This window comes from Nocardia sp. NPDC004123 (genome assembly GCF_053603795.1).
The window spans coordinates 93,591-108,705 of the sequence record NZ_JBSGGG010000020.1 but is presented as its reverse complement, the minus strand read 5'-3'; the positions used below and the strand labels follow the sequence as shown (position 1 = coordinate 108,705).

General features: G+C 64.8%; 13 protein-coding genes. 1 reads left to right on the top strand and 12 read right to left on the bottom strand.

Annotation, left to right across the window (positions count from 1 at the left end; translation table 11 throughout):
- Positions 1–46 precede the first annotated feature (46 nt).
- From ACWEQQ_RS28310 to ACWEQQ_RS28255, 12 genes are all read right to left on the bottom strand, one after another.
- The gene (locus tag ACWEQQ_RS28310) at positions 47–1,522 is read right to left on the bottom strand and encodes an SCO6880 family protein (protein ID WP_452350377.1); all 1,476 of its coding nucleotides are present in this window, start codon (positions 1,520–1,522) and stop codon (positions 47–49) included.
- Positions 1,519–2,955 carry a hypothetical protein gene (locus tag ACWEQQ_RS28305; RefSeq protein ID WP_452350376.1) on the bottom strand — a complete coding sequence of 479 codons (1,437 nt, stop codon included), beginning with the start codon at positions 2,953–2,955 and terminating at the stop codon, positions 1,519–1,521. Before ACWEQQ_RS28305 ends, ACWEQQ_RS28310 begins: the two co-directional genes overlap by 4 nt.
- Positions 2,952–3,758, bottom strand: coding sequence for a hypothetical protein (locus ACWEQQ_RS28300; protein ID WP_452350375.1), 807 nt, complete (start codon positions 3,756–3,758; stop codon positions 2,952–2,954). The genes ACWEQQ_RS28305 and ACWEQQ_RS28300 overlap by 4 nt, the downstream gene beginning before the upstream one ends.
- Before the next feature lie 19 nt (positions 3,759–3,777).
- Entirely contained in the window at positions 3,778–4,419 is a 642-nt protein-coding gene (locus ACWEQQ_RS28295) for a hypothetical protein (protein WP_452350374.1), read from the bottom strand.
- Between the two features lie 20 nt (positions 4,420–4,439).
- The gene (locus ACWEQQ_RS28290; protein ID WP_452350373.1) at positions 4,440–4,676 is read right to left on the bottom strand and encodes a hypothetical protein; all 237 of its coding nucleotides are present in this window, start codon (positions 4,674–4,676) and stop codon (positions 4,440–4,442) included.
- A complete protein-coding gene (locus ACWEQQ_RS28285) occupies positions 4,670–5,596 on the bottom strand; it encodes an alpha/beta fold hydrolase (protein WP_452350372.1) in 927 nt (308 codons plus the stop codon). The genes ACWEQQ_RS28290 and ACWEQQ_RS28285 overlap by 7 nt, the downstream gene beginning before the upstream one ends.
- Before the next feature lie 126 nt (positions 5,597–5,722).
- The gene (locus tag ACWEQQ_RS28280; protein ID WP_354836635.1) at positions 5,723–6,016 is read right to left on the bottom strand and encodes a hypothetical protein; all 294 of its coding nucleotides are present in this window, start codon (positions 6,014–6,016) and stop codon (positions 5,723–5,725) included.
- Positions 6,017–6,018: 2 nt separating this feature from the next.
- Positions 6,019–6,675 carry a DUF6668 family protein gene (locus ACWEQQ_RS28275; protein ID WP_452350371.1) on the bottom strand — a complete coding sequence of 219 codons (657 nt, stop codon included), beginning with the start codon at positions 6,673–6,675 and terminating at the stop codon, positions 6,019–6,021.
- 4 nt (positions 6,676–6,679) lie between these two features.
- Positions 6,680–7,387: a hypothetical protein gene (locus ACWEQQ_RS28270; RefSeq protein ID WP_452350370.1), complete on the bottom strand. Its 708-nt coding sequence runs from the start codon at positions 7,385–7,387 to the stop codon at positions 6,680–6,682.
- 117 nt (positions 7,388–7,504) lie between these two features.
- Positions 7,505–9,037: a cutinase family protein gene (locus ACWEQQ_RS28265; RefSeq protein ID WP_452350369.1), complete on the bottom strand. Its 1,533-nt coding sequence runs from the start codon at positions 9,035–9,037 to the stop codon at positions 7,505–7,507.
- A 53-nt stretch (positions 9,038–9,090) separates the two neighbouring features.
- Complete coding sequence (locus ACWEQQ_RS28260; protein WP_452350368.1) at positions 9,091–10,224, bottom strand: lipase family protein; 1,134 nt, start codon at positions 10,222–10,224, stop codon at positions 9,091–9,093.
- On the bottom strand, positions 10,221–11,465 hold the full coding sequence (locus ACWEQQ_RS28255) for a cutinase family protein (RefSeq protein ID WP_452350367.1): 1,245 nt from the start codon (positions 11,463–11,465) through the stop codon (positions 10,221–10,223). The genes ACWEQQ_RS28260 and ACWEQQ_RS28255 overlap by 4 nt, the downstream gene beginning before the upstream one ends.
- A 1,615-nt stretch (positions 11,466–13,080) precedes the next feature.
- Between ACWEQQ_RS28255 and ACWEQQ_RS28250 the strand changes: the two genes are divergently transcribed.
- Entirely contained in the window at positions 13,081–13,836 is a 756-nt protein-coding gene (locus tag ACWEQQ_RS28250) for an MmyB family transcriptional regulator (protein WP_452350366.1), read from the top strand.
- Positions 13,837–15,115: the final 1,279 nt, after the last annotated feature.

Genomic DNA, 15,115 nt, shown 5'->3' with positions numbered 1-15,115 from the left:
GGGGCGCGGACTGTCCGGCCTGTTTTGTCGGTGTGTTTGCGTGGGGTCATGCCGACATCCGTTTGGAGATGGAGACGTGTTCGGGAAGGATCAGGCCGATGCCCAGGCTGGCGGCGAAGGTGGCGGCTTGGGCGGCGTAGCAGCGGCGCACCCGCAATCGAGCCGCCGCCGACATCGCCCGCACCGACGCCTCGATACCGGGCAGATCACCGTCGAGTGAATCGGTGATGGTGATCAGGGCACCGAATCTGGTCAGACCAGCACCGCGGGCCTGTTCCTGGCGTGCGGCGCGGGTGTTGTCGACCCGGATCGACGCCGAAGCCGAAGCGATCCCGCGTTCGGTCTGCTCGGCAGCCAGCGCGTCCTTGTAGTCGGAGTCGACGAGGTCCGCCGCTTCGGCTGCCGAATGCAGCCGGTAGATGACCGCGACCCGTTTACGGGGCACATCGGGACGCGGACGCAGAAGTTCCTCGAGACCGGTCTCCAGCACCGCACCACGCGGAGGTGCGTCCATCTCCCAGGTGATCGACCGGGCACCGTCGTGCACGTAATGGTCCCAGCGGTCGGCGTGCGCGACGGGGCCGATGCTGTCCCATGATTGGGTTCGCAGAATCTCGCGCCCGGCGGCCTCGATATCGCGTTGTGAGGCCACGTCGTAGCGTGACCGCACCAGGCCCAGGACTTCCCACCCTTCCAGCGGTGTCGCGGGAAGGCCGGCGCGCGCGAGTTGGGACAGCACTCCTTGCAGGCGTTGCCCGATCTCACGAGCTTGTTCGGCCGTGTCGCGCCGGATGCGTCCTTTGCCGATGGCGCGGTAGGTGATCGCGATCCTGGCTTCGATGCGGACCCCCAGACCACCGATATCGGTGGCGGCTTCGCGCATCACCGTTTTCGCGAACTCGGGTGCTCGGGGGCGGACGAGTCGAGCGACTTCACGCCGTTGTTTGAGCCGGGTTTCGACGATGTTGTCCAGCACGGAGGTCACCGCCACGACTTCCCCGCCGCGCGACTGCGCAGCCAGGAATTGCCCGTAGTCCTCGACCCACGAGTCGATCTGGGCTTGATCGACCAGCTCTTTGCCGCGCGGCAGGACCCGCAGCACCACGCAGTAGTGATCGGTCCGGCGAATATGAATCAGCGCGAACCGTCGACCGCCCGGGGTCTCGTACTCCGACAACCGCGAGTCCGCCAGCAAGCCAGGTAATTTCGCGATCCCCGGAATCCGAGAGAATCGACCCGCCCGATACTCCAACTCGCCGCGCATGCGTGCCCGAGCGAACTGCGCACGCAGAACGACGAGCTCCCAGCCGGTCCGACCGTTGATCGTTATCACCAGCGGAGTGAAAACGGCTGCGCTGCAGCCGATAACCGCACTGGTGAGGGTCAGTGAGCGGGTGAGCATGAAGGTCAGCATGATCACGATCACCAATCCGAGGCCCAGCATGCTCACCCCCCACGTCATCCCGAAGAATCCGGCCGAGCGGGGCTTCTCCCACCGCCCGTACATGCGCGCGGACGTCATCGCCGCACCTCCTGAGGCCCTGGCGCCTCCGTATCCCAGCCGGACTCGGTGGCCTCCCGGAACGTGTCCTCGACAGCCGAACCGGCTTGCTGCACGGCCTGTTTCATGCCCTGCGCCGCAATCACTGCCGCTCCGGTGGGACCTGCCGCGGCGGCGCCCTCAGGGGCCGAACCGCCGGTTTGGCCAGTGGCTGCAGGCTGGCCTTCGGATGCTCCGGTCGAGGCCCCACTGCTACGCGACGCACCCGCTCCATCTCCGCCCCCGGACCCTCCCCCGCCCCCTGCCATCGGCCTACCGCCTCCACCGCCGGGCGGAGATGGGGGCGGTAGTCCGCCACCGGGACCACCACCTCCGGGTCCCCCGCCGGCGTCGTTCTCTCCTTCGGAGACCTTGCGGGCGTTCGATCCCCCGCCACCGAGCGACCCCATCGCCACGCCGAATGCGCCGCCGGCCAGCGCGGCCGCCGCGCCTCCACCGCCCCCCAAGGTCGCTACCGCGGGCGCGATCAGCCGCATCAGCGCGGGCAACACGATCGGTGCCGACAGCAGCAGGAGCATGCCCAGCAGCACCAGCTGCGTGTCCTGCTGATCGCCGTTGCCGCTGCCCGCGGCGGTGAAGGCGATGGCATAGACGAGTGCCCCGACCGGCTTCCACAGGACAAATGCCAACGCCCAGGACAACATTCGCTTGTATGCCTGCGAGCCGGGACCCGTTCCAGCGGCCGCGCCGGCCAACGGGATCGCCGCCACGACGAGGATCAGGACGGCTTGCCGGACGACCAGCATCACCAGCTGTGCGAGCATGCTGATCGAGCCCAGAAGGCAGAGCAACAGCAGTACGGCAGAACCCAATCCGGTATCAGTGCGAAGGTCGTGGTCCACCAGCCGCGACACCGCACCGTTGAGGTCGTTCCTGGTCGCGTCGAAGATCACCCAATTGCTGAAGGCGTCGCCTGCCTTGGTCCCCATGGTGATCAGTGCCGAGAACATCATCGAAGCGAACACTGCGCGGGCGAAGATCAAGAAACTCTCTTGAGCCTCACCCGCCACTCCGCCCCGTTTGGCCATCGCCAGCCGCGCGGCGGCGAAGAGGATGCCTGCGATCATCAACAACACTTGCAATCCGCTGGTGTAGTCGCGGATCGAAGTCAGTGCCGGTCCTGGTTCACCGGTGCTCGACGCCAGTTGCGGCGAAGGCAGATTGACCCACCAGGTCAGCGCCATTCGGATAAAGAGGGCCAGCGCATCGCCGAATTTGTTGGCGATGTCGTCGAACACTGAGTTTGCCGCCGACCCTGCGGCCTTCTCTCCAAGGTTCTTCAGCTGGCATACTGCGCCGATTACGTTCGGCAGGTTGCACAGGATCTGGCCGGGTGAATCACGCAGCGGCCCGGTCTCGGCGGCGGGTGCAGCGAGGGTGACCCAGTGGTTCACGACGGCGTTCCTTTCCAGTTTCCGAAGTCGGTGAGTGAGCTGATGGGAACCGCTGACTGCCAAAGGGATTCGACGTCGTCGGGCACCCGAACGCGCCAGTCGCCGTCGCTCCACACCATGGGCCAGTTGGCATATGCCCAGCCGGTGCTGGCTCGGACTGCGATTTGCACCACCGCGAAATCCGAGCGATAACCCGGCAGAACACGTATGCCCTCGGGGACCGCGAGATAGGTGGCCGCGTTCAGTGTTTCGAGGCGACTCTTGCCGATTCGGGCGGTCAGGGCTGCGTCGCCGCCGCGGAAGCGGAATCGAATGACGTTTTGCCACACACCATCTGGCGCAGCGAACGCGCGAGCAATTGCGTCGCAGGCCGAGAGGGCGGCACCTTGCGGCGTTTGGGCAAACCCTGACGCTACGCCGCCATCAATGGTGACAGGGCCATCGCTACCTGAAACCGGCAGCGCTGCGCCTCCCCACCCACGCTGCCATTGCAGGCGAGTTGGGGCGACCGTGAGATAGTCGCTGTGGCCTGGATTTGGTCGCGACGTCGGGTCCTGCGCGAGCGGCACGCCCGACGGGTCGGTGGGCACCTCGAGTCGGTTTCCGAAAATGTCACTTGTCGGCAGACCCGGGACGTTTGATGTCGTGACAGCGCTGCCTGCTGACGGCGCGACCACCTCGCCTGGAGGTGAGGAGGTGTGGCTGGCGTTGCTGCGGTGGCCGATAGCGGCGAGAACAGTGACGGTGACGATTACGACGGCGATGCCGATCGGTAGCAGCGGCCCGAGGCGTTGGAGGTTCACGGCAGGTGCATCCTGAATATCATTGGAGCGAAAGGGGAACGAGGTTGGTTGGCAGATCCGTGACAGCCGCCACGGGCGACGCTTGCGGTTGCGCGGGAAGTAGCAGCTTCCAGTCGCCGGCCTGCCAGACGACGGTGGCGCTGTTGCGGGTTATCGATCCGTCCGACTGGACGGTGTAAATGACGACGTCAGCGCGATCTGGCGTGTAGTTCACGACGCGGTAGCCCGCGATCTTCGGAGCGTTTACGGCGATGGGATCCGTGATGGAGATTTGGGATCGGGCTGTGGCCCAGGCGTCACGTCCGAGGCCCGGCGCCAGCATCCGCTGGCCGACGATGACCCACTGGCTGTCCGTGGCTACCGATATTCGAACTGTCGCCTGGATGGCGGCGAGGGAAGCTCCGATGGGATTGCGATCGAAACCGCTCGCCGCCGCATCAGAGGCAATGTGTGGACCCTGATCTGCCACTGGGAGCGAAATGCCTTGGAAAAGCATCGCTTTGAGATTGGTAGGCCGCGCCTCGAGATCGATGATCTCGGGCGGATTGTGAACGACAGCGTTGCTGGGGTGTTGGCCGCAACCGGCCAGCAGGATGCCCCACCCCACGAGTCCCGCCCACAGGGTGGCTCTGAAGGTAAGCGTCGATGGTGGATGGTTCACCCGAACTCCCGGTGGTGTGATCAATGTGTCGGGAAAAGCGCCGCGGCGATCCCGCTGGCCGAACCGACCAGGACTGCGGCGAGCAGGGAGCCCGCCAGTCCTTCGGTCGCTTCGTCGCGATACACGCGGACTCCCAGCAAGCCGGCGAGGAAGATGGTGCGGGCGATGCACATGAGCAGCACCATCCACGCGAGCCACCCCAGCATCGGATAGAGATACTCAGTGACCTGTGGGGGAAGAGATTTCGCGCTCACCACACCCCGTCAACTCCTTGGACTGCGGCTCCGCCGATGGTTCGGTCGATCTCGTTTCGGTAGGCGATCTCGAGGGCATGCAGAATCGCCTCCGCAGCGTGGTCCGGCTCTGCATGCGGGAAGGAGTGCCCTGCGCCCGGCACGAGTTCGTAATCGGCCCAGATCTTGTCGGCCAGGCGTACCGACTGGGCCGGTGGCACGATTCGATCGCGCTCGCCGGCGATCACGAACGTTGGAATGCTCCGCAGAACCGCAGCAGCCTCGCTGTCGAGGGCAAAGCTGTTGTAGGCGGCCATCACGTCGGCGATCACTCGCGGATCACCGCGGCGCGCACCGCACATCAGGTGCGCCCTGGATCCGAGGCGTCGGCTGATTGTCCGGAATCGTTGCTCCGCGACGGCAACCGTTGCCGCGACGACGCTGTCGAAGCGGGTGTGCCGGATCCGTTGCATATGCCGCGGCAGGTCACGGTAACGCCGTGACAGGCTGGGGAATTCGGGAAATTCAGCGGCTCCGCCGAAAATCACCAGTGCGGACAGGGCCGCGGCCTGGGCGGGGTGATGTTCGGCGTAGGCGGCGGCAACGAGTGAGCCCGCCGAATGGGTGACCAAGACGACTTCGCCGGTGGCGTGAGCGAGGACGGCGTCGAGGTCGTCGACCAGGTGGCGCAGGGTGGTGGCGGTGCGGCGGTCGGGTCGGCCCGAGCGGCCGTGGCCACGCTGGTCGTAGGTGATCTGCGTGATTTCGCCGCCGAGGCGGCTGTGCAGGCATTCGTTGACCGGTGCCCAGTAGGTGCCGTCGCACAGTAACCCGTGAACGTAAACGACGGTCGCTGGTGCCGTCGTCGCACCCAACCGGGTGGCAGCAAGTCGTAGGTCGTCGGATGTCGAGATGGTCAGGGCGCAACGATCGATCGCAGTCATAGGGATTGGTCCTCATTAATCGGAGTCGAGAAGAAGGCTGACCGGGCGGGAAACCTATGCGGCGCAAGCTGGGCGACAGTTCGCTGACGAGATGCGCTGGCCACCAGCTTTTTTCACTCGTTCTCGTCATTTGGCACTGGTGATTTGAGTCATGATCGTTCCGGCGCTGGTGGCGATGATGCCGCCCACCAGGGCACCGAGGACAATCTTGGGAGCTTCCACCGCGCCGCCATGCCAGCGCTCCCACGCGAATTTGCCGCCCGCGTAGATGAGCGCGGCGATTCCGGCCAGCATCACGAACCACGACAGCCAGTTGACGATCTTGATCAGGCCATTGGCGCCGGGTGGCTGCTCTGGGGTGATCTGAACCTGCTGCGCGAGTATGACGACGGTATCGGCGAGCAATTGCGAACCCGTCATAGTCACGTTCCCGACGCTTTGGGCGAGATCTGCTGCCGGGACGCTGCGATCCGAGCCGTGATCGCGGTGCCGGCTCGGTGCACGTCCATCGGTACGGCGGTGCTCAGCGCAGCTCGTCGAGGCGGTGGAGAGTCATTCGGCGCGAATTGCGCGAGGTCGTCGAGTTCGCAGACGATGAGTTCCTCGTGCCACTGGATCGGCCAAATTGCGCCGTCAACCAGATCCTCGACGATGCGCCGGTAGCGGCGGACCGCAGCAGGAACTCTGCCAGGACGAGCGGCACTCACCACCAGGCCCACGACGGTGACCCCAGCTGGAGCCAATCCCCCGTGCCATTCGCGTAGTCGGTCCGCGGCCGCAGTCAGCCCCGGAATGCAGTCGCGCGCAGCGATGACCACGCGCTGGGTGGTGCGCGTCGACGCGGGCCACGCCATACCGGTATCGGCGGAGTGTGCCCACCAGCGTGTCAGCGTGGAGGTGCCGGCGCCGCCGTGCGCGCCGAGCACGGCGAACAATGGTGGGTAGGGCCCGGTTGTGGGCAGTGGGGTCAGACGGGTCGGTGCCCGATGTTCGGGGGCAGGGGTGGTGATCGTTTCCGGATCCAGTCGGCCGGGTGCGACGCGGTCGGTGTCGTGTAGGCGAATAACATTGGCGTGCATGGGATTATCCCTGCTTTTGGATGTTGGAGATCAGCAGTCCGGTCCCGATGTGGTGGAGGTTGATTACCTGTAGGTAGTCGGTGCGGGTCCGGTCGAGGTGAAGTTCGACCAGGTGGACGTTGGCCGTGTTGTCGGTGATCGGTGTGATTGCCACGCAGTGCGTGGTTCCAGCGGGGATCGACGCGATGCCAGCGGTCAGTGGTTCGAGCGCGATCCCGGCGTCCGATGCCAGCAGCCGCATTGCGGCGTCGGGTGAACGCTGTTGGTAGTACGCGTATTCGAAGGCCGCGATGACTCCAGCGACGCTGGTTGTGTCGCCTGCTCCGTCGGTGATGGTGGTCGCGGACAGTCCGGCGCACGCCGCGCTGCGCAGCGGGGCTCGGGTCGTGGCTGACGCGACTGTCTGTGAAACCGTTACTGACTGCTGCGCATTGGAGCGCATCGCGAGGACTGCCGTGGTGATCACGACCGCTGCGACAGCTGTGGTCAGAACTGGTCCGATCCACCGGCGAGCCGATCTGTTCGGCCTTGCTCGCCCCGTCGCACCGGGGGTTCGGTGACGAGCGTCACGATCGAGCCGGCTCCATTCAGCCTCGCTGTCGGATCGTTGAGTCTCGGTGATGGTGGGCAAGGGGAGGGGTGGTTGGTCGTCGAGCCAGCCCCACTCGTCGTCGACGCGGTTGGGAGTGTCGGTGGAATTGTCGTGGGGCATCGATTCACCTCCTGCAGGTCAGAAGAGTTGAGTAGGTGGGCCCTTCGGGGAGACGGCCCGCGAGGGACGGATCTGGTGTCTCTCTGGCGCAGAGACCGCCGTCCGCCCCGAAGGGGTCTAAGGAACCGGCGTGCCGGTTCGGGTCGGTGGGGTCGTCGACACGGTCGAAGAGCCGGAGAACGGGGCAGGTCCGGGCGACAGCGGTCCAGGTGAAGGAGTGGTCGCGCTGGTAGTCGGCATTGGTAGCGAGGTAGCGGGATTCGTCGCGGCGATATCGCGGGCCAGCGCTGTGAACCACGTGGCGGCAGCTGAGAGCGGAGCGGTGCCAGAAGAATCGGTGGAGGCGCTGGTGTAGGAGTTGTGACGTCCGGCGGTGTCGCTGTATTGGGTGTAGGTCGCCAGGTTGTACAGATCGCTGTCGTTGGTGACGGTGGAGGTGATGGCGGTGAACGCCTGGTTCACCCACCCCAATGCGCTCTGTGGAGGGATCAGCTCCGCGACGGCGCCGACGATCTTGGCGCCCAGGGTTGCCAGGGCGGCGACCGGATCGGTCAGCCCTACTGTGGCCAGTTCGCTGATGGTTGTGGTGGTGAATACCTTCTGTGCGATCGACACCACGGTGTTGAGCCCGATCGTGCCGAGCCGGAACAGAACCGACAGTGCGTCGCTGATTCCTGGCATCGGTGTGCTGGGGTCGGACGCTTCGGCCAGCCGCTGCCCCAGGGTTTTCGTTGGGTTGTAGGACAGTTGGTCCAGGCTGGTGCCGGACAGGTCTTCGGTGACCACACCGACCGTCGTTTTCCAGATCGTTGCGGACAGCGCTTGCGCGATCGTGGAGATCGCCGCAATGGGGTCTTTCGTATCCGACTGTGCTGCAATATTTTTCACGGTCTTGGTCAACGGCGTATCTGTCGAGGAGTCGCACGTGAGATCGCCTGGTGTGCAGAACTCGGCGACCCGGCCGGCCAGTGCGCCGTAATCGACTGCAGTGCTGCTATCGATGCCCGATCCCCCGCCGCCGGTGTTGGCCAGCGCGATCTTGGAGACGGCGGCACCTGATGTGCCGGGTGCGGCAGTGGGCGTGGATTGCCCTGGACGACCGGGAAGCACGGATTGGTCACCGCGGGTGGGATCAGCGAACAGAGCGATCCCGGCCACCTTGGCGGCGTCCACGGTGCCCGTGCCGGTACCGACGGTGTGCGCGAAGCCGGCGACTACCGCGGCACCTTGCCCGTATCCGGCGGCGGCCACGCGTGTGGCCGGGCATCGCGCGATGACTTCTGCGGCATCCTTGTCGAGAAGTTGTGTCGCATCAGTCACGGCCTGCGGGTAGGCGATTTCGGTGCCGTCGTCGGCGAAGCCGTATCGGATGTACGAGCGCTGTATCGAGTCGCCGGCCTGGGCCAGTAATGGAGTGAAGAACTGCCCGAGTGCTCCGGTATCGGTGGTCGGCGCAGCATCAGCGGGGCCTTCGTCGGTTCCTTGGACGCCGAATGCATACAAGGCGGGGCAGTCACCGCTCAGCGGCACGTCTGCTTGCGACACAGCCACCCCACCGCCGGACCCACACAGTCCCGCCAGCAGGAATGCCACTACTACGGCAGCCACACTCCGGCGCGGCGTCAGCAGGAGGAGCGTCTTGTGCGGCATGGCAATTCACCTCGGTTCTGGTCTATCCACGGGTTGCTGGACGGCTCTCGGAGTCAGCGAAGATCGGTCGGCGATCGGTCGGCTGGATCGGCGTGTCGATTGGGCGTAGGGCGTCCCAGGAATCCGCTGAGATGTGCGATCACGTCGGACGTGCTGTCGGTGGCTGTGCGGAAGTGGTTGGTGTCGTATTCGCGCCAGGTGACGTCCACACCGCGACTGCGGTACTCGGTGAACAATCCAACGCCCGATTCGACCGGGATCACCCGATCGTGGGTGCCGTGATAGAGGTGGACCGGAACCGAGGGCGCCGCGGCGTGGGCTCGGCTTTCGCGGGTCAGGACGTAGCGCCAGATGGCGTCGTTCCAGGGATCCGGACGCTGACACCAGCGTTCCAATGGCTGTCGATACTGTTCGAGAAGCTGTGCTGCGCTGAGGTTTTCAGCGTGCCGTATGACATGGAGGCCGTCTTCTGTGAGTACATGGCGCAGCGGGAGATGATGGTAGGCCCGCGAGAGCCCGATCAGCCCGGCCAATGTGAGCGCCGACCACGGACCACGGTGCGCAGATCGGACCAGCGCGCCCGGATCGGCCACCACGGCACCGGCAGCGATTCCGCGCAGGTCGAGCTCCGGTGCGTACTCCTGGTGCAGTTCTGCTGCCCACACCGCACCACGCCCACCATCGGCATACCCCCACAAGACGATCGGTGCTTGTCCCGGATTCGACTGCGCCACTTCCGGTATCGCCTGCGATGCCCGTCCCAGATCGAGAATCACCTGACCGGCCGCGCGAGCAGCGAGGAAGGTGTGCGGTCCAAGCCCGGTCATGCCAAGGTTCTCACCATCGGGGACAGCCACCGTCCACCCGCGATCCAGAGCTGCCTGAATTTGATCGAGCGGTTCCTCCCCTGCCAGCAATTGTTGCGACGGCGCGCACTCGCCGCCGAGTCCGTGGAAGCTGGGGCAAAACACAACCAGCGGCTGCGGAGTCGACGAGGCGGCCGTGCCCGCCGCGATCACGATCCCCGAGACCGGGATCGGCTCACCGCGAGAGTCGCTGGACGCGTAGACGATTCGCCAGGCGTTCGCCGCATCGGGCAAGTTTCGGACTCTAGTTCTCTCGATCCGTACGAGCTCACCCGGGCGTCGATCGCCCGCCACTATCAACGGTGCATAGAACTCGGTCATGACCGGCTCCCCGCAATGTCGCGGGCCAGAGCAATGAACCAGGCGATGCCCGAGTTCATCTGGCCAGTCACGGCGTACCCGTTGTGACGAGAGACCGTGTCGGCGAATCGAATCCACACAGCCGGGTTCACGAGGTCGCTGTTATCAGCTATCAACTGCCCCCAGGCCGCTGATAGCTGAGCTGCCAGCTTCGGCAAGACGGCAACCGGGTCCACCGTGACAGCCGTCGTGATCTCACCCCAGCGCCCGGCGGCTGCTGCGACATCGTCGGATGATGGGCGGGGAACGCGTGGGTCGGCCGCGTCGATCAGCCGTTGGGACAAACTCTCGGCCGGCAGGTAGTCGACGGCCTCGGGCTGGACACGAAAGTCGTTGAGTACAAATTCTGTCCAGGCGTCTCCAAGGGCCGCCGAGAGCAGAGAGTGAATCGAGCCGACTGCTGCGATCGGATCGCGAAGGTCGGCCTGGGCGGCGAGTTCGGCACCGGCACGAAGTAAGGCCGCGTTACCCGGTGCCGAGCACGCCAAGTCACCGTCGACGCAGATGTCAGCGACACGGCCTGTCAGCGCGCCATAGGTCGCGTCATCATCGGCAATCCCCCCACCGACAGAGGCGGAACTCATGACTTGGACTCCAGACACTGCCGCACCGTTGGTGCCAGGGGCAGGGTCCGGAACCGATTGCCCTGGTCGCCCAGGGAACACGGGAGCGCCGGAAGGGCGAGTCGGGTTGGAGTACAGCGCGATTCCAGCGATCCGCTCAGCCGGGACAGGACCATTGCCTGAACCGACCGATCGCGCGAACTCTGCGACAGCCTGCGCGCCTTGTGAATACCCGACTGCTGCCAGCATCGTATCCGGGCACGTCGCCGCGACCTGGGTCGCGGCGCTGTCGAGCCCGGCGAGCGCATCGTTGACCGAAGTCACGTAGGGGTCCACGCCGCCGCCGGGCACCGCACCACCGAAGGCCGCGTCGTACGGAATGTAACTGCGCTGCACCAGCGTTGGAACCGTCGCAACCACCGGCCCGAGTAACGCACCGATCACTCCACTGTCCGCGGTCGGATCCGCGGTTGGCGACGATTGGCCTGTCCCCTGGATGCCGAGCACGTACAGGGCCGGGCAACCCGGTCCTATCGGGACTGCGTGCACCACTGCGGTTTCCGATCCACCGACCAGCACGGCGCCACACGCCAAGGTCATTGCTGCGCCGCCTGCCATGCGCAATGCGCGTTTGCTCATGGCTGCCCTACTCCGACTCCGGCTCCGAATCCCGCTCCGACGCTGCCGCCGGCAATCGCCGCGACCGCGGCCACAGGGATGCCTGCCACGGCGGCACCGACTGCGGCACCCGCCGCTGCTCCGATCGCGGTCCCGAAAACACCGGAAGTGACCGTTCCCACGATGGGAACCGGCACGAGGGTTCCGACTGCGGCACCGGCGATTCCGCCGACTGTGCCACCGACCAAGCCACCAACGACTGCGCCGATCGCGGCGACCGGGCCTCCGGCAATGACCGCTCCTGCCGCACCCCCGATGCCCGCACCGGCCAGTGTTGCGCCGCTGACCCGGTCGGAGCGTCCGGCAGGCACTCCGACGGAGTCCAAAGCTGTCGCGACTTGCGCCTCGGCATCAGCGGCTGTCGTGTTGATCCAGTCCCGCACGTCTGTGGGCATCCAGTCGGGCGAGGGGGTCTGCCACTCACCGACACGAATTGTGTTGTCCGGCGGCTGAATAGGCGCTACCGGCGGTACCGGCTCGGGCGGGTGCAGATCCTGCAGATCAACCTGCGGCGCAGGGTCCGAGGACGGCTGAGGCCTCGGCGACGGACCGTTGCGCACCTCTGGAGGTTGCTCGGGATACTGCTGGGCGCCCTGGTCGGGCTGGGCCTGCTGGTCACTGGATGGTGCGGGTGGGGCGGCCGGGGCCACCGTCCCTGGCTGCGAAGGACTGGTGACACCGGGTTGATCAGAGATTTGTTCGGGCGCGGCGCCGACGGCGTGGCTGGACCCAGTCAGCATTATCGAGACCGGTACGATGCCTGCGATAACGATGTGCCCGCAGCGGACGATGATCGGCCTCGCCGACGTAGACACCGCACGGATGCGCTCCCCACGGGCTCGGCGCATCCTTGACCACCGATCGCACGCGTCGTGATTATCGGGAATTTGCATTCCGAATAGACCCTTCATCAGGAGAAGAGATGACTTCGCGCCAAATCGCGCATTGCTCGAAATCCCTCATGCCGGGCATCCTGGCTGCAGCTTTGCAGCCAGTACCGCCGTCAGGCAGAGGCGGGAATTACAGGAACGACGCCACGATCGAAACGAGCTGAGTCAAGAGGCTCAGACCATTCGACGCGATCGACGAGCCGAGATTCAGATAGGACAGAATAGACATCGGATCCACGAGGTTCCCTTTCTCAACGGTTGCACTTGCAACCTCATCAAAACCTCGAAAACAGCGTCGCGCCACACCTGGAGATGGTAAGGGATTTACCAAATAACATTCTTACCATCGAGCTCGCGACCAATACGCAGGCAATGTTGATCCAACCGGTAAGGAAATTATTCGTTCGACGCAACGGATGGATCGGACACGGTTAGACGACCCCCAACACTGCTGCCACAATCGCAAACGCCCCGCAATCCAGATGGCGAAATCCTCGTTGCCGGGACCATCCCGCCCTGGTAGGAACGGTCCCGACTCAAGGGGGAGTTGAGCCATTCAAAACGCAGTTCGCCTTGCGATGAACCACGACCGCAGAACGGGGGGAGAGGACATGAGTCCAGCTCCTGGAAGAAATCTCCGCCGGCAACCGCCTACCACACACGACAAGAAGCCAGTCGACATCCAGATGCCCAGCCTGGGCGCCTGGCTACAACGGGTCAGGGAAGACCGCCACCTCACCCGAGAGGAAGCGGCAGAACTCACCCACATCAGCAAGGACTACATCGCCAAGATCGATCGCGGGTACATCCCCGGACGAGACATGATTCATCGATTGATCGCCGGCTACGGCATGAACGCCATGCAGGCTCGCCACACCCTCGAGCTCTGGCAGCCTCCAGCTACGCTCCCCTCAGTAGGTGAGCTCCGCGACCGAGTCAACACGCCAAGCAGGATCAAGACGCTCGACCAGCTGGATAGAACAGGTGTGATCTGCGTTTACACAGATCCGCTATGGAATGTCCTGTCCGCCAACGAATCATTCCGTCGCGCCCTGCCGGGTGTCGATCAGGCGAATAGCAACGTCGCCCAGTGGTTGTTCGGCACCCACAAGAATGCCCGCCCGGCGATGAACGTGACACTCCAATGGGAGCAGGAGGCTCTCTTCCACGTCGCGATGCTCCGAGGCGCCTTCGGCCGCTACCGCACCAGCCCCCGTGTCAAAGCTTTCTTCGACTACCTCAAACGCGATCGCGACTTCAGATGTATCTGGAGCAGCAGTATCCGTGTCGACTACGCGCGCCAACCCAACGAACTGGCCCACCTGCGCGACCCCGACACAGGCGATCCGTACTCCATCAGCATCGATATCGCCGAGGTCTCAGACACCCGCGATATCCGCGTCTGCTATGCGTACAGGCAAAACGCCACCGACCCGCTTTAGCCCATCCCGCGATAGCGCCCGATGCACACCAGACATTAATGTGTCCAGCGCCACAAAGGCCACCCCTGGTTCGGGGGCTGCCGGACATTTATGCCGCTAGCAAAACCTCGCGACAACAAACTTTGCAAGGGCGATTCGCACTCGAACTCGGGTAACCGTCGCTTGGGTGCGACTTGATCAGCCTGCGGTGGATCCCCACCCCAATCGCAGGCGATACCCAGTGCGCTATCAACCGGCTGAGACAATTGTGTCGGGGATTTGGCCGACCGGCACGTCGGTCGTGACCACTATTGCCGACGTGCTGGTCGACCCGGTGCAGCGCCGCAGTGCCACCGAGGGGCAGACCCCATACCGGAACTGCCCACGGACCCCGCGCCGAATTGCTGACCAGCACAACCGAGGACGAGATCATGCACCCAACCGGTTCGCCCTCGGTCGCGGGCGTCTCGTCCCGACCTTCCGGTACGAGCTACAACAGCACTATCCCCCGGCCATCGTCTCTCATGGTGAGAATGCGACCCAGCGCGACCTTGTCCAAGCGATCGACGATTCGACGAGAACCGTTGCACACCAACAAGTACCGTTTGGCACGCGGAGCGACCCGGCCCGTTGGAACCCCCGGTCGCTGTTGCGTGACATACCCAATCGAGCCCCAAGACCGAAGTACATCAGCCTGGGGCTCGCTCGGGGGTAATCGCCCATGTTGATCACACTCAGCATGTTTGACGGCCAGACACTACATGCGCCACCCCGGTTGTGGCGCCAGCAGTGATCTGCGACACGCACACCGCCGAGTGTCGATTGGCGGCTGCGGGCGTAGTGCACCCCGCAGGCATGGCCACATGGGCGATGCATCAAGGCCCATCGAGCGAAGGAATCCGTCGCACCCGCGGATTGGGGCTTGCGGGAGGGATTTTGGCCAGGAAGCCCGCCAGCGCTCAGCAACAGGTGCCCGTCGGCCAGCTGAGCCGCGCAGAGCCTGCGGTCAGATCCCTGTGGGACTGGACGATGCCGACCCCGAATCGAAGAGCGATTTCGGACGATCTATCAGCGCAGCCTTCTGAGGTTCCTGAAGTTGGAAGAGAAGAACCTACAACCAACTTCGACGCGCACAACACATTTCAGCATACGGCTGGTGCATCAAGTCCTCAGCTCTGTTGCATGAACCCATGACGATCAAGCCTGGTACGCCCAACATCTATTCCACCGGCGGTCGTCGCAGGCTCGGGCTTCACGCATACGAGCGTCACCGAGAAGGCGGAGGACAGACCAACGCCGC